We start from the raw sequence: 19,275 nt of genomic DNA, 5'->3' as shown, positions 1-19,275 counted from the left end.
GACGTCAGCAACGGCAGCCTGACGCTCAACAACGATGGCAGCTTCACCTACACGCCAGCGGCCGACTATCACGGCGCGGACAGTTTCACCTACACGGTGACGGACAGCGCCAGCGGTGAGAGCTCGACCCAGACGGTCGTCATCACCATCAACCCGGTCAACGACACTGTTATTAGTGAGCCAGTAGTAACGCCCGAACCTGAACCAGAGCCGGAGCCAGAACCTGAACCTGAACCTGAACCTGAACCGGAGCCGGAGCCGGAGATTGGACAGACCGAGGAAACCGCACCAGCTGTCGAGGAACAGTTGGCACCGATTGATGATGAACTACTCGTGCAAGCACTGGCTACGGAGTCTGCTGCGCCCGAGGTTTACCAATACGAGACCCAGATCTCTAAACCTGTTCCTCCTAAATCAATTGATCTGCTGAATCTGGATCTGGCGCCTTTCGAACCTGATAAAAATGAGATTGATGATCTGATCTCTATAATGGAAAACCCGTCCTTTTCTGATGGGCTCAGTGAAATGAAGCGAGACCTTGATGATGCGGTCGCGGCAACAGCCAGTCAGGAGAGGATAAGAGCGGAGGTTTTACTGGGTGCAACTGCGGGGCTTTCTGTAGGTGTTATCAGCTGGGTGCTCAGGACCGGATCATTAATTGCCGGGTTTATGTCTGTCGCGCCACTGTGGCGACAGATTGACCCTATTCCTGTTCTTGGACGGGACGATCGGGAAAAGCCGGAGAAGGATGCCCAAGATGTTGAGAGCGAGGTCGAACAGATTTTTTCAGAGGAGGACTCCAGCCGGTAGGGCGGGTAATTATTTATGAAACGATTCTTCAAGTCCCCTTTGATCCGAATCAGCTTCAGCCTGACGCTGCTGACAGTTTCAATACTCCTCGTCGCCGATGTGCTTGGTTTGATTCCTGATACCAGGCATGCCCAGATTGAATCCAGGAAACTGGTGGCTGAATCGCTAGCCATTCAGGTATCGAACGAAATCTCCAATGGGCGTGTAAAAACCATTGATCAGATTCTGCAATCGGTGGTTGATCGGAATGACATCGTCAGTTCAATCGCTGTTCGTAAAAACAATAGCGAGTTGCTCGCCGAGTTTGGTGATCATGAGCAACACTGGAGCCTGAAAACCGGCGATAAATCAACGACCACACAGGTTCTGGTGCCTCTGTTTAAAGGACAGCTGCGCTGGGGCAATGTTGAAATTGTTTTTGCTGACTTGCATGGCGCCGGCGGCCTGCTTTCTCTGAAAAATTCTTACCTAGGTATTGTTCTGTTTGTTTCGCTGGGCGGGTTTCTGGTTTACCTGCTGTTTTTGAAGCGGGCATTGCGCGAACTGAACCCCGATGCGGTCATACCCGAGCGGGTAAGCCGGGCTTTGGATACCTTGTCTGAGGGGCTCCTGATCCTGGATGACAGGGGATTTATTGTATTTGCGAATTCAACATTTTCAGAAAAAATCCGTCTGAATCCCAACGAGTTGCTGGGCAAGGCCGTTGCGGATTTCCAGTGGGAGGGGCATGGCCCGGAGAGTGAGGAATTTGAGCGGCCCTGGGTGACGGTACTGGCTGGTGAGGTTTTACCGGGCAGTGTCACCATGAAGCTGAAAAACGGCCTTGATGAAGTGTTTATCTTTACCGTCAACGCCTCGCCAATTAGTGCCACCGAAGGGAAGGTTCGAGGGGTATTGATTACCTTCGATGACATCACCGAAGTGGAAGCGAAGAATGAGGCACTGAATCGTGCATTAAAGGAGCTGGAAAACAGTCAAAGCGAGATATCACGGCAGAATCAGGAGCTCCAGTGGCTCGCTTCCCGTGACCCACTGACCGGTGCACTGAATCGGCGTTCTTTAACTCACCATATGGGCCTCCTGTTCGACGAGGCCCGTCGGGAGGGTAGTGAGTTCAGCTGCATCATGGTCGATATCGATCACTTCAAACTGGTCAATGACCGGTATGGACATCCGGTTGGTGATGAGGTGATCAAATTGCTCACCCACATCCTGACAGAGTGTTCGCGTTCCGGCGATCTGATCGGAAGATTTGGTGGTGAGGAGTTTGTCGTCGTTCTTCCAGAAACGGGCATCAAAGCGGCTGTTCAACTTGCCGAGCAAATGCGCTCTGCCGTCGAAGCTTGGGATACCTCCGAGATTCATAGTGAATTGCACATCACCTCAAGTTTTGGGGTTGCCGCGCTGTCGAACGGTGCTTCAAATGCTACCGACTTATTGGCGCAAGCCGATAAAGCACTGTATGCCGCAAAGGGGAACGGGCGAAACCGTGTGATTTGTTGGTCCTGGGCTAAGGCTGTAGGTAGCGCGAACTCAGCGACCTTGCCTCCGCACGAGGACTTGTTGATTGATAGCGGAACTGCTTTGGAACTCACGGCAAAAGCGGGCGCAGGAGAAGGTGGCACCAGCCCGAGTGCTCATTCCAGTATTGCCTTACTTCAGGATCGTATCGATCAAGGTATCAACCGGGCCCAGCGGGATGGAAGCCAGATTGCTGTGCTGTTAATGCATGTTGATACGTTGGAGCGTGTAAAGGACTCGTTGGGTTTTGCGGCAACAGACAAATTAGCCAACCAGGTTCTTATCCGCTTGAAGCAGACGTTAAGATCCACCGATACCGTCTCCCTTTATTCGCAGGGAGAGCTGTTTTTTACTGTTTCCCGGCTGGGTGGTAATGAAATCGCGCTTGTGTTGACTGATCTGCAACGGCCTGAAATCGTTACCAGTGTATTAAAACGTATATTTTTGGAGTTTGAACAGCCGATTACGGTTGAAAGTAATGAGATCTATTTGAACATGGACGTGGGCATAAGCCTGTTCCCTCAAGATGGTGATGGTGCGGAATCATTGCTCAGAAACGCCAGTGGTGCCATGCGTTTAAGCAGGAAGGCCCATGGCAGCAACAACTTCCGGTTCTACGCAGAAGAGATCAATCAGCTCGCCACGAAGCAAATTCAGTTGGAAGCCGACTTACATCGGGCCTTGAAGCAGGACGAGTTAACCGTCTACTACCAACCCAAGATTGACCTGATAACCGGAAAGATCAGAAGCATGGAAGCCTTGGTGCGGTGGCACCATCCTTTAAAGGGGCTCATTCCGCCTGACGAGTTTATTCCCGCAGCCGAGCAGGCTGGGTTGATCAAGATGTTGGACCGCTGGGTTATCCGTGCTGTATGCCGGCAAATCCGCTTCTGGCAAAAAGCCGGTTTCGGCACAATGCCTGTTGCCGTCAATATATCTCCCTCTGAACTCAGGAGCCCGGATCTGGCGGAACAAATCCTTGCCATCCTGGAGGAGTTTGTCTTACCAGTCAGAGCGCTTGAATTAGAGATAACAGAAACAGCCTTCATGCATAGCATGGATGATGTAGAGGTCGTGCTGAAAAAACTCAGTTCTGCCGGAATGAAAATTTCTTTGGATGATTTTGGCATCGGATATTCATCGCTCAATTACCTTAAACGGTTTCCAATCAGCATGGTAAAAATTGATCGCTCGTTTATTGCGGACATTCTTCACGATGCAAATGATGCGGCGATAGTGAGTGCAATTATTGCCATGGGCCATAGCCTGGATATTCGAGTGGTGGCAGAAGGCGTGGAAACGGAAGAGCAACTGCGCTTCTTGCAGGATCTCCATTGCGATGAAGTTCAAGGCTATTTGTTGAGCAGACCGGTGCCAAAAGAGGCCATGGATGCATTGATGGCTCAGTCTTCAAGTATTCGCCGGCTGGTGGTTGATAACGACGCCCGTCACCGGAACTTGGCGGATGGGCATACCGCAGCTTCTGGCATGATAGGTGTTCTGAATAACCATTCAGAGAAAAGCGTAAGTTAATCTGGCTCGGAGCCCGCACTGGATCCACCCAATGGCTGGCATTGGGTGGGCTCCTGAGCAATGTCAGTCGCGCTTACTCGCAACCCTCCAGCTGTATATCCCCGTACCATGCCATTGCCGATTCCCCCGTATTGTCCGAGTCTGACATGATGGCGATGCCTACCAGAGGTGGCGGTGCCTCGCCGAATGCTTGCCGGTAATCCGCCACAATATCCCGCTCCACCGTGACCCATTCTCCCACCTGATCTGCACCGGAGTTCACCGCCACCATCATGGTCTGGTCTGTGTAGGGATTGGGCACAACTTCATCCACCGGTAATCGGTTAGCCCAGATGTAATTCAGGGCATTGCCGGGCAGGGTCTCTCCGAAAAGAACTTCCACGGCCGAGCGCTTGGCCCGTTCAAAAAATCCCGCTTTGTCTTCCTCGAACTCAAACGCGACATAGATCCTGGCGGGGTAATCGTCACCGGATTTGGCCTTGGCATTGCCACCCTCAAACACGTTGGACACCTTCCAGCGCCAGCGAAGGATCAGTGAATCGCCGGGTTGAATATCCAGCCGGGTAATCAGGCCCGAAGCGCTGCCGCTGGTTGTCGCCTGAACCACCCGGTTTCCGTCCTCCAGCACCAGTTGATACTCGGAAAGCCGGTCAATCTTCGGGAACTCTAGCGCTTCCCAGCCGGAACTGTCTGACAGAGAGTCCAGACCGGAAAACGGCGGAATCGGATTTTCACAGGCCCACAGGGGGCTGGCGATGCCAAGCGCGACGATCAGGCTGGCCGTTGTCCAATGACGTGTTCGGTTCGATGTTCCCAAAGCGATCTCCTTTTGAATACCCATGGTACACAGGAGACTTGCCAACTCGGAAAAAATTACACCTGCGAGCCACTTATCGCCACGCCCCTGATGCGGTTGTTACACCGTCCGCGGGGTCAGTTCGATGCTGGTCACGTCCGTTCGTTTCTTCGCCTGTGACCGGCTGGGAGAATCCACCAGCAATGTCGGCTCGTGGGTGTGCCAACCCTGGACGTAGTCCACGTTCAGCTCAATCAGGCGAGCCATGATGCTCGCGTTTTCCACGTACTCTGCGACCACTTCCAGTCCCATAGCGTGGGCCACTTCGGTCATGGCACGAACCATCTGGTAATCGACTTCGTCCGTGGCCATCTCGCGAATAAAACAGCCATCAATCTTTAGGCAATGGACAGGCAGGTTTTTCAGGTGGCCATAGGAAGCGAAACCACTGCCAAAATCATCCAGGGCAAACCTGCAGCCAATGGCCCGCAATGTGGTAATCAGGTTCTGGGTCTCGTTGACACTGGCCACGGCGGCGCTTTCGGTGATCTCGAAGCAGATCTTATGGGCCGGTATCCCGTAGCGATTGAAGGCCTCGATAATAAACGGTCCCAGGTCCGCCGAACCGACGGACTGAGCGCTCAGGTTAATGTTCGCCTGTGTGAGCTGCTGCAGATGCTGTGGGTGTTCCGACAACCATCTGAGATACGTCTGGATAACCCAGCGGTCCAGCTCCAGGATCATGTTGTACCGTTCAGCCGCAGGCAGGAAGGCGCCCGGCAAGATCAGGCGGCCATCTTTCTGCATTCTGACAAGCACCTCGTAGCGCACGCCCTCCTGACTGCCCCGAATGGGCGATACCTTCTGGTGGAACAGGATCAGGTTGTCGTTACGGATCGCTTCGCGAATGACCGTGACCGTTTCCATCTCGGTCTGGCGCTGGGCGATGTCGCCGCGGTTTTCGTCATGCACCACCACCTGATTGCGTCCGCCGTCCTTGGCGGCGTAGCAGGCGGTGTCCGCGAGGCTGACCAGCTCGGCCAGGGTGCCGGTTTCTTCATTGATGGATACCACGCCAATGCTGATACCGACGCTGAACACCTTGCCCTGCCAGGTAAATCGATAGTCGCCCACGTCCCGACGAAGCCGTTGGGCAAGAGTGGTGGCGTTTTCTACGGCGGTTTTTTCCAGCAGAAGCGCGAACTCATCCCCCCCCAGTCGGGCCAGTGAGTCGGTGGCGCGGACGTATTTCCGGAACAGTGCAGAGATCTGTTTGAGCAGCTGGTCGCCGGCGCCATGGCCGCAGGTATCGTTGACGATCTTGAACTGATCCAGATCCATCATCAGCAGGGCGTGGCTTCGCCGAGTTGTCTTGGCGCTCTCGATAGCGGTTTCCAGACGCTTCTCGAAACCCAGGCGATTGACCAGACCGGTCAGGGGGTCGTGGTTGGCGAGGTAGTTGAGCTGTCGCTCGCTGGATTTCTTCTCGGTGATGTCCACCAGTGAGCCTTCAAACACCGGCCGATTGGTATCCGGGTCTTTCACCACGCGCCCGTGGATCGACACCCAGAAGAGTTCGCCGTTTAGACGCCTTGCCTCACACTCGAATCCCTGCAATTTGCCCTCACGGTTTACCAGATCCAAACCTTCTTCCCACTTTTTACGGCGGGCTGGAATAAGCTTCAGGTTATTGGCACCCCGGTGCAGAAGGTCTTCAGGACTTTCCGCGCCAAAGATGCGGGCCAGTGCCGGGTTCGCCGACAGGAACCGACCCACACGATCGACGCAGAACCGGCCTTCCAGGGACTCGTCATGGATAACCCGATAACGTTCCAGGTGGGCAATCGCTTCTTTCTGGGCCTCTTCCCGTGCGGTTTTTTCCCGGTTAATCCGGTCGGCCAGTGCAAAGGAGAGCAGGGCAACCACTGAGATGGCGCCAAAGTGAATGGAGTACTCGGTCAGCCAGTTTCGGGGCAAGACGCCAGTCTTACCAAGGATGAACACCATGGTGAAGACGGTAAACAGGGTGAAAGCTGTTACGAAGTAGCGGGCATCTTTCAGGCCCTTTTTGAGCCAGAAGTAGAGACTGGCGGCATAGGTGGACAGGGGCACGAGTACCAGTACCGCAATCGCCAGGTGAATAGCCACCTGGTAGGGCAGCGCGAAGCCCGAGGCGGCGGTCAGAAGACACAGCGCGCTGTACAGATAGAACAGTTTGCCAAGCGCCGGAGCCCGTTCCTGCAGTCGGAGGAACCGATGAGTGAACAGGGCCAGGGCGGCCAGGGCAGAGCCTCCGGACACTACCAGACTGATGTGGTTCCACCCGGGAGAGTCGGGCCAGAAGTAGCTGTAGGCGACACCGGTCAGAATGGCTTCAATAAAGCTGTAGCCGATCAGGCAAATGGCGTAGAAAAGGTAGGCGTGCTCACGAATGGAGACCCACAGAAACAGGTTATAGAGCGCCATGATGGCAATCATTCCGATCAGGCCGCCGAAAAACAGGGCTTCGCTGTATTTGTTCGTAGCCAGCGCATCGGGATGCCAGAGCGAAATGGGCGCCTGCATGGAGGACGTGCTCCGGATTTTCATTACTACGACATAGTCTTGCCCGGGGGCCATGGAGATCGGGAACACGAAGTTGGGAAACAGAATGGGACGCTCGTTGAAGCCCCATTGGTCACCGGCCTGCATGGTCTTTACAAGCTTGCCGGTGTCGGCGTTGTACATAGACAGCTGGACATCGTCGAGCAGCGCATAGTCGATGTCCAGGTACAGGTCCCGGGTGGTTTTGGAATTATTTGCCAGCTGGAATCGAACCCAGACGGAATCCTTGATGAAACCAAGGTTGAGGTGTTCGCTGGAGTGGTTTTGCCAGCCCCGGTTCATGTCGCGAACCTGATCGGGGGTGAGCATCCGATGGTCGTCGGTCTGGTAGATCAGGTACGGCGCCAGAGACAGCCCTCTATCCTCTGGCAGGTGGCTGACCAGCAAGGCGTCCCCGAACGCCGGGCTCGTCGGGAGTGCCAGGGCGATCAGCGCCAGCAGCATTGCACATGGGCGGGCGATCCGAAAGCCCCGGAAAAAACAGGCGCGCAAATACATCAGCGGCATCCTTTCTTTATCGTTATTAGTCCATCGTTGTCGAGTATAAGTCTGTATTTACTACATAAATACGAAACAGTGCTCATTGGCGCCAGGCCAGTTGGCTTTCTGAGGGAGTGTGATCGGGTTGACGCTCTTTGGTCTTCAGACGTGAGTCCGCAAAGCCGGGGGTAGCCTTTCCGCTCAAGCCTCGGTTGCAGTCGGTTGTGGCAGCAGTTTGGATGGGAAGTTTTGCACCAGAAGCCAGTCCTGAAGCTCTGCCAGGGGGAGCGGTTTACTCAGCCAGTAACCCTGCAGGCGGTCGCAGTTCAGCTCTCTCAGCAACTGTGCTGCGTCCTCGTTTTCCACACCTTCCGCAATCACCGCATAGCCAAGGCCGTGGACCATGTTGACGGCGGTCTCCACGATCACGCGGGAGCTGTCGCTTTCAAGGATGTCGATGATCAGGGAGCGATCCAGTTTTATTTCGGAAGCTGGCAATTGTTTCAGGTACGACAGCGACGAGTAACCGCTGCCGAAATCATCGATTGATATTTGTAAGCCAGCTTCGGCCAGTGCCTGCAGGGCCTTGAATCCGGTTTCCGGGTCTTCCATCGCGGCGGTTTCCGTCAGTTCCAGCGTGAGCTGGTTCGGGCGGATGCCGTGTTGGCTCAACGCTGCCTGAATGGATTGCACCAGTCCCTTATCCGTCAGGTCCCGGGCGGAAATATTGATGGACAGCTCCAGGTCGGGGTAGTCCCCCGCCAGCGCAGCCAGATCCTTTAGCCCACGCTCCACGGCCCAGCGGGTCAGCTGGGTGATTACTCCGGTTTCTTCTGCCAGCGGAATGAAGTCGGATGGGAAGACCCAGCCCCTTTCCGGGTGGTGCCAGCGCACGAGCGCTTCCAGTCCCACCACGCGGCCGGTTCTCAGGCACATCTTGGGCTGGTAATGGAGGCAGGTCTGATCCCGCTGAAGGGCTTCCTTCAGGTCAGACATCAGAGTCAGCCGGCTTTCGCTGTAGATATCGTGCTGGGGGGAATACACGCCGGTAGCCATTACCCCTCTTGGCGCATTCTCCATGCCAATGTGGGCATTGCGAATCAGCAGGGCGGCAGAATCGCCGTGGTAAGGGTAGTGGGCTGCGCCGAATGTTGGGTCCAGCTCAATCGCCAGGTGATCAATGGTTACCGGTTCTGACAGCAGTTGGATGGCCTTGTTCATGCCGGCAAACTGATCGGTGACCGCCGTCGCATCAATCAACAGCCCCAGGCAGTCGCCGGATAGCTGGTAAACGCATTCGGTGCGGCCCTGATCGTCTTTCCGGCAGCGGACCATGGGCAGTTCCCTGGCCAGTTCCGTCATCTGCTGGGCAAGCATTTTCATTAACCGCTCACTCCGGGCCAGCCCGAGGGTGCGGTGGATCTCTTCCATGCGGGTAATACGGACAATGCCGACTATGTACTCGTCGTCCGGGTTCTGGCTGATCACCTGATTGGCCATTCGCTCGAAACGGTTTCGGTTTGGCAGCCCGGTGACCGGATCGTGGGTCATAGCCTCGGTCAGTCTTTGTTGGGCGAGGTTGCGGGCCCTCTCCTTGCGCAGACTGTTTTCCTGGGCTTCATAGCGATCTTTTCGCTCCAGATACAGGCGATCGGCCAGGGCGAGGGTCAGGATAAAGGCCTCCAGTCCGGAGCCAATCTGCATGGCGTGTTCGGTCAGGAAGTTTACCGGCAGAAAGCCCATGGCCCGTCCCGCAGTGGCCAGCACGCCGAGGGTCAGGGGTGTCCAGGCGAGGGTGAAGAACTTGCCAGCGCGGACACCCTCGGCCCATGAGACAGGGCCAGCAACAAACAGCAAGCCGAAAAAGATGATGGCAACGATGCTGAAATTGAGGATTGCCCAGTTGTATCCGGCAACCAGCGCCGTAACAAAATTCAGTGTTTCAACGAAGATCAACAGGCGAATGGCAAAATCCAGGCGCGGGCTGTGTTCCTTTGTCTTCAGGAATTCCCGACAAAACAAGAGGGAAAACAGTCCGAGGACTGGCATGGACAGTAACAGCATCCGGGCGTGTAAGGCCGGGAAATCCGGGTAAAGCACCTGGAAACTGAACCCTTTTATTGAGGCAAAGAACAGCAGATACCCGCTGATCGCGAGGGCGTAGTACAGGTAGAGCTTCTCTCTGAGGGTCAGGAACACCGCCAGGTTGATAAGAATGATGACCGAGAGACAGCCGTAGTAGAAAAAGTGCAGCTTTTGCTCCGCGGACGCGGACCCGAAGAATTCGTGCTCGTGCCAGAGGTCCAGTGGAACGACCAGCGAGCCTTCGGTCTGCACACGTACATACAGGGTTTTGGATTCGTCCGGGCTGAGAGTGAACCGCAACAGCATGTTCGGGTGATCGATTTCCCGGGGATGGAACGGGCGCCGATCACCCGTGCGCACTTCCCGGATCGGATCGCCATTTGAGATCACATGGAAAATGACATCGTCCAACTGGGAGTAGCCGAGTTCGGCCACCAGGTTGAGCGTCTGTGCTGTTTGGTTTTGAACAGAGAATCGGAGCCAGTAGGCTGACTGGGTGATCCCAAAGGTGGCGCTGCCCTCTGGTACATGCCGCCACTGGCTGTCGTCCAGGGCCATGACCTCTTCGAGCGTTGCCTCGCCGTTCGGGTTTTCCCAGACGTCGAAATACGGTTCGATTTGGCCGCTTGATGAGACGATCACGGCTTCGGCGTCGGCCAGCGCTGGTTGGCAGATCAGCGCGCCGAGAAGCAGGAAAACAAAACGAAGTGCCGAAGACTTTGTCACGATCATATAGCCGGTTTCGACGTCAAAACGATTCGGGACAGACACGGGGAAAGCGTGGGTTTCTGTCCGGTCTGACGAGGATCACCTTGTCCCATGGATACTTGTTGTTGTGACTTGTGTTTTCTTCATGCTAACGCCGGGATGGTTGGTCCGGAATCGGGTTTATGTATAAAAATGTGTCTCGGTGCCCGCCAGGGCCCGGCATGTGGTACTTTTCGGCAATTCGACCGTGCCGACGAGGAGTGATTGTGGGACAGAACTGGATCAATCAGGCGATTGCCGCCATCGAAGCGGATTTTCGCCGCTCCTCCGATACCCATCTGCTGAAGCTGGATTTGCCGGCGTGCGGGGATATCACCCTGTACCTCAAGGACGAATCCACCCATCCGACCGGCAGCCTCAAGCACCGCCTGGCCCGATCGCTCTTCCTCTACGGCCTGTGCAATGGCCAGATTCACGAGGGCACGCCGATCATCGAGGCGTCGTCCGGCAGTACCGCCATTTCCGAGGCCTACTTCGCCAAGCTGCTCGGCCTGCCGTTTATTGCCGTGATTCCCAGGGGGACCTCGCAGGAAAAAATCGACAAGATCGCTTTTTACGGCGGCAAGTGCCACCTGGTGGAGGCCTGCGACATCTATTCCGAGGCGGCCCGGCTGGCGCAGGAGTTGAAGGGCCACTACATGGACCAGTTCACCTTTGCCGAGCGGGCGACGGACTGGCGTGGGAACAACAACATTGCCGAGTCGATTTTCCAGCAGATGAGTGCCGAACCGCACCCGGTGCCGGACTGGATTGTGGTCAGCGCCGGCACCGGTGGAACGTCGGCCACCATTGGTCGGTACATTCGTTACCAGTGCCACCCAACCCGGCTGTGTGTGGCAGACCCGGACAATTCTGTGTTTTTCGATTACTACCAGAGCGGTGACTCGAACCTGACGACTCAACGGCGTTCCATGATCGAGGGCATTGGCCGACCCCGCGTCGAGCCATCCTTCGTGTCATCGGTCATCGACCGCATGAGCAAAGTACCCGATTCAGCCGCGTTCGCGACCATCCATGAGCTGGAGAAGATGCTGGGCCGCCGGTGCGGTGGTTCCACCGGCACCAACGTGTATGCGGCGTTCCAGATTATTTCCGAGATGGTTGCCCGGAAAGAGTCCGGCAGCGTGGTATCGATGATCTGCGATGGCGGCGAACGCTACCTGGATACCTACTACAACGAGCACTGGCTTGCGAACAACGGCTTCGATACAAGGCCCTACCAAAAACAGTTGGAACGCTTTTTTGAAACCGGCGTTCTGACATCCTAACTCTGAAATTTACACGCTAAACCGGGAACCAATCCGTGAAAAATTATCTGTCTGTCAGTCTGGTCGCTGCACTTTTCCTGCTCACCGGGTGTTCGCCTGAAGTCGGCAGCACCGCCTGGTGTGAAGATATGGACGAAACACCCAAGGGTGAGTGGACGGCCAACGACGCAAAAGAGTATGCCAAGAACTGCCTGTTCCGTTCCGAGGACTGATCGGGGGTCAGTTGTCCTCGTCTTTTTCCTGGGCGTCCAGTTCCGCTTTACGCTGGCGGATTTTCTCCAGTTTGTCTGGTGGAATCCGCATGTTGGCCGAGTCGCGCAAGAACATCAGGCTGCCGATGATCATGGCGGCGGCGAGGATAACAATAATCCACCCAATGGCTGGCATGGCACGAGCTCCGGAGTGAGGATGACGCTATCAGTTTGAACCACATGGGGCTGTTCCCTCAAGCCATTAACCGTCTTCAGGGAGCACAGCGATGACAGAAGATTCCATGAGCCCGGAAGAGTGGGCGGCGGTGCTGGAAGCCATTCCCGATGTGCGCGATGGCCTGACCCGTACCGAACGCCTGATTCTGTACCTCATTCACCAAACCCAGAAAGAGCTGGGCGGGCGCAATGTGCCCACCGCCATGCTCTACGGCCGCGTATTGGAATATGTGAACCTCAGCGAGGCGGAGCTGCATCTCTATCTGGACCGCCTGGGTGTCAAGGGGAACGGCGTGACGCCACGCTGATACCCGGCAAATTCAGGTTTCCCAGAACAGCCTGCTTGTTCTGGCGGCACGCCAACTATACTCCCTTCAGAATGCGGTTTACTGAACCCTGAAGGGAGACCCCTGTGAATCAGATACTGGTCGGAAAAGGCGAACAGCCCGTGTGGCTGTCTGGTCGCTATGGGAACCGCCATGGCTTGATTGCCGGTGCCACGGGTACAGGCAAAACCGTGACCATGATGGTGCTGGCGGAAGGCTTTTCCCGTATGGGGGTGCCCGTGTTTCTTGCCGACGTAAAGGGTGATGTGGCCGGCATCTCACAACCCGGGGCAGCCAGTGAAAAGCTTCAGGCCAGGGCTGCCGAACTTGGAGTGGAGGGCTATGCCTCCGAAGCCAATCCGGTGGTGTTCTGGGATCTGTATGGTCAGCAGGGGCATCCGGTGCGCACCACCATCAGCGAGATGGGGCCGGCACTGATTTCCAGGTTGCTGGAGCTGAACGACACCCAGACCGGTGTGATGGAAGTGACCTTCCGGGTGGCGGACGACCAGGGTCTGCTGTTGCTGGATCTGGAAGACCTCCGGGCCATGCTCGGCCTGGTGTCGGAGCTGCGCAAGGAGATTTCGGAGCAATACGGTCTGGTCAGCCCCCAGTCCATTGCCGCCATTCAGCGTGACCTGCTGACCCTGGAGCGGGAGGGTGGTGACCTCCTGTTCGGCGAGCCGGCGTTGGTATTGAACGACCTGATGGGGACCGATCTCAGCGGGCGCGGGGTGATCAATATCTTCGCGGCGGATCAGCTGATTCTCAAGCCCCGGCTGTATTCCTGTTTCCTGCTCTGGCTGCTGTCCGAGTTGTTTGAAAACCTCCCCGAAGTGGGCGATCCGGACAAGCCCCGCATGGTGTTGTTCTTTGATGAGGCACACCTGCTGTTTGATGACGCCCCGCCGGTGCTCCTCAAGCGTATCGAGCAGGTGGTCCGGCTGATCCGCTCCAAAGGTGTGGGCATCTATTTCTGTTCCCAGTTCCCGGACGACCTGCCGGGGGAAGTACTGGGCCAGCTTGGAAACCGGATTCAGCATGCACTGCGGGCCTATACGCCCCGGGATCAGAAGGCTGTAAAGACGGCAGCGGAAACCTTTCCGGACAACCCGGCACTGGATGTGGCATCCGTTATCTCGGAGCTGGCAGTGGGGGAGGCGCTCGTGTCCACCTTGCAGGACAAGGGGGTTCCCATGCCGGTCGAGCGAACCCGAATTGCGCCGCCACGCTGCCGGATGGGGCCGGTGACGGCGGACGAGCGGGCTGCGAGCATGAGCCGAAGTCCGGTCGGAACCAAGTACGACACGCCCATCAACCGGGAATCGGCCCATGAAATTCTGGCCGCACGTGCCGAGGCCGCAGTGAAGGCGGCGGAAGAGGCCAAAGCATCCGTTTCCGACAAGAAAAACCCGGACAGTAATCCGCTCAGCGAGGTGTTGTGGGGTACAGGGCGTCGGCAGGGCGTGGTGGAAGCCATGGCGAAATCGGCAGCCCGATCGGTGGGCAGCCAACTGGGACGTCAGATTCTGCGGGGGTTACTTGGCGGGTTGCTGGGCGGCGGGCGTCGTTAAACGAACGAACTGGAGGGTGGAAAACCACCGGGACAGCCAGTGCCTGAGCACTGCCCGGCTATGCAATCCATCCGGCCTCAGAAGGTGAAGGCACCGCCAACCGAGAAGTAATCGATATCGGCATTGTCCAGGTCGTAACGTTCCCATTCCGCCCGGACCTGCAGTGAAAACAAGGTAAAGCGGGCGCCGATGCCGTACAGCGGGTCGGTGCCATCGTCGTCGCCCAGGCCGCCGCTGAACTCGCTATCCCAGAGCGCAGCGCCCACCTTGCCGAATATACCGACCGGACCCAATTTGATGCCGGCCAGTCCAGCGCCAGTCCAGGCAGTCACGTCCAGATCGGCATTGACCGGGCCTGCGCTGCCCCCGAAGGAGCCGAAATCCACGTAGGCACCCTCAACGGCCAGATCCACCAGTGGAATCAAACCGAAGTTATACCCACCGAAAATCTTGTAGCCGGTATCGTCGTCGTCGAAATCAATGGAGCCAAAATCCGGGTCCGATTCATTCAGTTCCAGGTTTGCCTGGCCCACCGACGCACCCACGTAGAAGCCGCTGTCGCTACCCGCAAATGCGGTGCCGGACACGGCCGCCAAAGATACAGCAAGAGCTAAGGGGAGGGGGTTCTTCATGGTCTTAGCCTCCTGTGCTAAGCGGTTTTGACGGTTAAAAACTAGGCGATGGTTCCCGTTTTGTCGAATAGAACGGGAAAATATCTGAAAAGCTTTGTTTGCAGGGTTTTCAACGGTTTTTGTGGTGTTTTTAAGGCATCTTTTGAGGACCCCTGGCCGGGACCGATTCCCGGTGATCGTTTCTGTCCGGTTGAGCTGGCAGTGTCTATGCTGTGTTAACCGCTGGTTATTTTTTGTCCGATAACGGTTGAGGAAGGGCACTATGTTTGTGGCAGAGACATCAACAGGGCATCTCATCGAGGTGCTGGACGCCCAGAGCCTGTTTGACCCGCACAAGACCCAAATCCAGGGCAGTCTCCATTACGGTGAAGAGGCACAGGACCCTGAAATGTATGACAAATCCGATCTCAGCTTTCCGTCTGGTGAGGCCTTGCCCCGGTGCTGGACGGATCCCGACTACCGGCGAAAACCCTGACCCATTCCGAAGGCTTCTTCGGAAATCCCGAATGCGCGACAAGTCGATCAGAATGTGATCAAGGTTGAAATCACATTACCTGCTCGTTATCATTTTATTAATTGAACGTTCAATTAACTAAAGGCGAAGCAGCGACGGCGACGTTAAAATGCCAAAAACTGGAGTCAAAGACGCCCGCAGACAGCAGTTGATCGATGCCACCATGGCGTCCATCGCTGAACTGGGTATGCAGAACACCACGATTGTCAGCATCAGCAAACGGGCTGGCATGTCGTCGGGCATTATCAGCCACTATTTCGGTGGCAAGCAGGGGCTGATTGAGGCGGCATTGCGCTACATGCTCAATCAGCTGGGTGGGGAATTGAGGGAGCGAATGGCCAGGGCGGATGGATCCCCACAGCAGCGGCTGAACTGCATTATCGAAGCGAACTTTTCGGAATTTCAGCGCTCGTCCCTGGCGGCCAAAACCTGGTTGAGCTTCTGGGCCCGGTCCATGCACGAACCCGGCCTGAAGCGCCTCCAGCAGATCAACAATGCCCGGCTGTACAGCAACCTGCGCTATTCACTGGCGCAGGTGCTTGAGCCGGAACGGGCAACCGCAGTCGCGCGTCAGACCGCAGCCATGATTGACGGCTTCTGGCTTCGCAGCGCCCTGAGCCTGGACCCCGAAGAAAGCTTCGAGGCGGGCGAACTACTGTGCAAGCGTTTCGTGAAAGACGCGCTGGACCAATACACGAACTTGTAAACGCGAGGACACTCGTTATGTCTGAATCACTCCCTCGTTACCAGAACTTTGTCCACGGTCGTTTCCTGGCCAACACCAGCGGTGAAACCTTTCCCGTGGTGAACCCGGGTACCGGTAAAGTCATTTATGAAGTGGAAGTGGCGGACGAGTCCGTCCAGCAAGCGGCCATCGAAAGTGCCAAGGCCGGATTTGCCGAGTGGTCTGCCATGCCGGCGATCGAGCGTGGCCGGATTCTGAACAGGGCGGTGGCGCTGCTGCGCGAGCGTAACGATGAGCTCGCAGCAGTGGAAGTCCGGGATAACGGCAAGCCCATGCAGGAAGCCGAGGCCGTGGATGTCGCCACTGGGGCGGACGTGATCGAGTATTTCGCCGGTCTGGCGCCATCGGTTGAGGGTATACAGCAGGATCTTGGTGGTGATTTCTACTACACCCGCCGGGAGCCGCTGGGCATCTGTGCCGGTATTGGTGCCTGGAACTACCCGATCCAGATTGCCTGCTGGAAGTCCGGCCCGGCGCTGGCGGCGGGTAACGCACTGATCTTCAAGCCTTCGGAAGAAACGCCAATGGGCGCCATCAAGCTGGCCGAAATCTACATCGAGGCGGGCGTACCGGCCGGGGTGTTCAACGTGGTCCAGGGCGCGGTCGAAGTCGGCCAGTGGCTGACTCACCACCCGGACATCGAGAAAGTGTCCTTCACCGGCGAAGTGGGAACCGGCAAGAAAGTGATGGCCGCAGCGGCCTCCACGCTCAAGGACGTCACCATGGAACTGGGTGGCAAGTCCCCGCTGATTATCTTTGATGATGCGGATCTTGAGAACGCGGTGTCGGCCGCCATGGTAGGTAACTTCTACACTCAGGGTGAGATCTGCACCAACGGCACGCGCGTATTTGTTCAGGAAGGCATCTATCAACGTTTCATGGACCGGCTGCTGGAACGTACGCGAAATAACATCAAGCCTGGGGATCCCATGGATCCGGCCACCAATTACGGGGCCCTCATCTCTGCCAAGCACCGGGACCTGGTGCTCGATTACATCGCCAAAGGAAAGGCCGAGGGCGCAACGCTCGTCGAAGGCGGCCATACCCTGGCTCCGGCATCGGCCGAAGGGGGCTTCTTTGTGGCGCCGACCATCTTCACCGACTGCACCGACGACATGACCATCGTCAAAGAGGAAATCTTTGGCCCGGTGATGTCCGTGCTCACCTTCTCCGACGAAGACGAAGTGATTGCCCGCGCCAATGACACCGAGACGGGGCTGGCTGCCGGCGTGTTCACCAACGATATTCGTCGTGCCCATCGGGTGATTCATCAGATTGATGCCGGTATCTGCTGGATCAACAGCTACGGCGCATCCCCGGCAGAAATGCCGGTCGGTGGCTACAAGCTGTCAGGCGTTGGTCGGGAAAACGGCCGAGTCACCCTGGATCATTACACCCAGATCAAATCCGTGTATGTCGGCATGGAGGATCTGGACGCCCCGTTCTAAACGGGCGATCCAACCGGGAGGTCTGGTATGAAAGAAAACCAATACGATTACATTGTGGTAGGGGCGGGCTCGGCCGGCTGTGTGCTGGCCAACCGCCTGACCGAGGACGGCAAGAAGTCGGTGCTGCTGCTGGAAACCGGCGGCAGCGACAAGAGCATCTTCATCCAGATGCCCACCGCGTTGTCCATTCCCATGAACACCAAGAAGTACGCCTGGCAGTTTGAGACCGAGCCGGAGCCCTATCTGGACAATCGCCGGATGCACTGTCCGCGGGGCAAGGTGTTGGGTGGTTCCTCGTCCATCAACGGCATGGTGTATGTGCGCGGTCACGCCCGGGATTTCGACGAGTGGGAACAGGAAGGCGCGGACGGCTGGAATTACACCAGCGTGCTGCCCTACTTCAAGAAGGCCGAGACCTGGGCGTTTGGTGGTGATCCCTACCGGGGAGACAAGGGCCCGTTGGGCGTGAATAACGGCAACAATATGCAAAACCCGCTGTACAAAGCGTTCATTGAAGCGGGTAAGGATGCTGGTTACTTCGAGACCGACGACTACAACGGTGCGCAGCAGGAAGGTTTTGGCCCCATGCACATGACCGTCATGCACGGTCGCCGCTGGTCCACCGCCAATGCCTATCTGCGCCCGGCAATGAAGCGTCCGAACCTCACGGTGGTCACACACGCGCTGGTTCACAAGGTGTTGCTGGATGGTAAAACTGCGACGGGCGTCCGCTACGAAGTAGGCGGTCAGGTGCACGAAGCTCATGCTGGTGATGAAGTCATCCTGTCGGCAGGTTCTATCGGTTCCCCGCACCTGCTGCAGTTGTCCGGCATTGGTAACCGGGAAGTTCTGGAAAAAGCCGGTATTGAGGTGAAGCACGAGCTGCCCGGTGTTGGTGAGAACCTGCAGGATCACCTGGAGTTCTACTTCCAGTTCCGCTGCAAGCAGCCGGTTTCACTGAACCGCAAGCTGGACCCCTGGAGCAAGCTCAAGATCGGCGTGCGCTGGATTCTGAAGAAGGACGGCCTGGGCGCCACCAACCACTTCGAATCCTGTGGATTCATTCGCTCCAAGGCGGGTGTCGAATGGCCGGACCTGCAATATCACTTCCTGCCGGCCGCCATGCGCTACGACGGTAGGGAAGCCTTCAAGGGTGATGGTTTCCAGCTGCATATCGGGCACAACAAGCCCAAGAGCCGTGGCTTTGTGCACGTGAAATCGGCGGATCCGAAAGACCATCCGCGCATCCTGTTCAATTACCTGCAGCACGAGGACGACCGGGAAGGCTTCCGGGACTGCGTGCGCCTGACCCGGGAAATCATCAATCAGCCAGCGATGGACGAGTACCGTGGTGCGGAAATCCAGCCCGGTGAGGACATCACCACCGACGAGCAGATCGACAAGTTCGTTCGCCAGGCGGTGGAAAGCGCTTATCACCCGTCCTGCTCGTGCAAGATGGGCACGGACGATATGGCCGTGGTGGATCCCGAAACCCGGGTCCGCGGCATCCAGAATCTTCGGGTGGTGGATTCGTCCATCTTCCCGACGATCCCGAATGGCAACCTGAACTCGCCGACCATCATGGTGGCCGAGCGGGCAGCCGATATGATCCGCGGTATGGAACCGCTGAAACCTTCCGATGCGCCCGTCGTCATGGACGACCAGTGGCAGGCACGTCAACGGCCGGGACAGCCGAAGCGGGCGCTTACGTAGTTTTTACGTTGCACCGAAGTCCAGGTGCCG

At 56.8% G+C, this 19,275-nt stretch carries 15 protein-coding genes; 10 read left to right on the top strand and 5 right to left on the bottom strand.

The features are described 5' to 3' along the window. Together QVZ43_RS06400 and QVZ43_RS06395 are read left to right on the top strand one after the other, a co-directional pair. On the top strand, window positions 1-810 hold an 810-nt coding region (locus tag QVZ43_RS06400; protein WP_302909287.1), incomplete at its 5' end, for a cadherin-like domain-containing protein. 15 nt (window positions 811-825) lie between these two features. Beyond that, window positions 826-3,864, top strand: a complete 3,039-nt coding sequence (locus tag QVZ43_RS06395; protein ID WP_302909286.1) for an EAL domain-containing protein — start codon at window positions 826-828, stop codon at window positions 3,862-3,864. Between the two features lie 73 nt (window positions 3,865-3,937). On the opposite strand, the gene QVZ43_RS06390 is transcribed toward QVZ43_RS06395, so the two are convergent. The 3 genes from QVZ43_RS06390 to QVZ43_RS06380 form a co-directional block, all read right to left on the bottom strand. Beyond that, a complete protein-coding gene (locus tag QVZ43_RS06390) occupies window positions 3,938-4,609 on the bottom strand; it encodes a DUF3047 domain-containing protein (protein ID WP_420890905.1) in 672 nt (223 codons plus the stop codon). Window positions 4,610-4,780: 171 nt separating this feature from the next. Then, window positions 4,781-7,762 carry an EAL domain-containing protein gene (locus tag QVZ43_RS06385; RefSeq protein ID WP_302909285.1) on the bottom strand — a complete coding sequence of 994 codons (2,982 nt, stop codon included), beginning with the start codon at window positions 7,760-7,762 and terminating at the stop codon, window positions 4,781-4,783. Between the two features lie 183 nt (window positions 7,763-7,945). Continuing rightward, window positions 7,946-10,561 (bottom strand): EAL domain-containing protein, encoded by a 2,616-nt coding sequence (locus tag QVZ43_RS06380; protein ID WP_420890893.1) that lies wholly within the window; start codon window positions 10,559-10,561, stop codon window positions 7,946-7,948. 197 nt (window positions 10,562-10,758) lie between these two features. On the opposite strand from QVZ43_RS06380, the gene QVZ43_RS06375 reads away from it, so the two are divergent. Next, window positions 10,759-11,865 (top strand): PLP-dependent cysteine synthase family protein, encoded by a 1,107-nt coding sequence (locus QVZ43_RS06375; protein ID WP_420890892.1) that lies wholly within the window; start codon window positions 10,759-10,761, stop codon window positions 11,863-11,865. A gap of 35 nt (window positions 11,866-11,900) precedes the next feature. Beyond that, complete coding sequence (locus QVZ43_RS06370) at window positions 11,901-12,077, top strand: DUF3012 domain-containing protein (RefSeq protein WP_223795033.1); 177 nt, start codon at window positions 11,901-11,903, stop codon at window positions 12,075-12,077. A gap of 7 nt (window positions 12,078-12,084) precedes the next feature. On the opposite strand, the gene QVZ43_RS06365 is transcribed toward QVZ43_RS06370, so the two are convergent. Further along, on the bottom strand, window positions 12,085-12,252 hold the full coding sequence (locus QVZ43_RS06365) for a DUF2897 family protein (RefSeq protein ID WP_223795032.1): 168 nt from the start codon (window positions 12,250-12,252) through the stop codon (window positions 12,085-12,087). A gap of 91 nt (window positions 12,253-12,343) precedes the next feature. Here QVZ43_RS06365 and QVZ43_RS06360 point away from each other — a divergent pair, with 91 nt between their 5' ends. Beyond that, window positions 12,344-12,601, top strand: coding sequence for a hypothetical protein (locus QVZ43_RS06360; RefSeq protein WP_223795031.1), 258 nt, complete (start codon window positions 12,344-12,346; stop codon window positions 12,599-12,601). 104 nt (window positions 12,602-12,705) lie between these two features. Beyond that, window positions 12,706-14,193, top strand: coding sequence for a helicase HerA-like domain-containing protein (locus QVZ43_RS06355; RefSeq protein ID WP_302909282.1), 1,488 nt, complete (start codon window positions 12,706-12,708; stop codon window positions 14,191-14,193). 77 nt (window positions 14,194-14,270) lie between these two features. Here the strand turns inward: QVZ43_RS06355 and QVZ43_RS06350 are convergent, their stop codons facing one another. Then, window positions 14,271-14,825 (bottom strand): outer membrane beta-barrel protein, encoded by a 555-nt coding sequence (locus QVZ43_RS06350; protein ID WP_223795029.1) that lies wholly within the window; start codon window positions 14,823-14,825, stop codon window positions 14,271-14,273. Window positions 14,826-15,087: 262 nt separating this feature from the next. Here QVZ43_RS06350 and QVZ43_RS06345 point away from each other — a divergent pair, with 262 nt between their 5' ends. The 4 genes from QVZ43_RS06345 to betA all read left to right on the top strand — a co-directional run bounded on the left by QVZ43_RS06345 (window position 15,088) and on the right by betA (window position 19,245). Next, a complete protein-coding gene (locus QVZ43_RS06345) occupies window positions 15,088-15,300 on the top strand; it encodes an acetyltransferase (protein ID WP_302909281.1) in 213 nt (70 codons plus the stop codon). A 148-nt stretch (window positions 15,301-15,448) separates the two neighbouring features. Then, window positions 15,449-16,045 (top strand): transcriptional regulator BetI, encoded by a 597-nt coding sequence (betI, locus tag QVZ43_RS06340; RefSeq protein WP_302909280.1) that lies wholly within the window; start codon window positions 15,449-15,451, stop codon window positions 16,043-16,045. 17 nt (window positions 16,046-16,062) lie between these two features. Further along, entirely contained in the window at window positions 16,063-17,532 is a 1,470-nt protein-coding gene (gene betB / locus QVZ43_RS06335) for a betaine-aldehyde dehydrogenase (RefSeq protein ID WP_302909279.1), read from the top strand. 27 nt (window positions 17,533-17,559) lie between these two features. After that, on the top strand, window positions 17,560-19,245 hold the full coding sequence (gene betA, locus QVZ43_RS06330) for a choline dehydrogenase (RefSeq protein ID WP_302909278.1): 1,686 nt from the start codon (window positions 17,560-17,562) through the stop codon (window positions 19,243-19,245). Window positions 19,246-19,275 lie beyond the last annotated feature (30 nt).

The sequence above is a fragment of the Marinobacter suaedae genome (assembly GCF_030519635.1).
Classification (GTDB): domain Bacteria; phylum Pseudomonadota; class Gammaproteobacteria; order Pseudomonadales; family Oleiphilaceae; genus Marinobacter; species Marinobacter suaedae.
The sequence above is the reverse complement of the archived record's forward strand: the minus strand, read 5'-3'. Positions and strand labels throughout refer to the sequence as shown.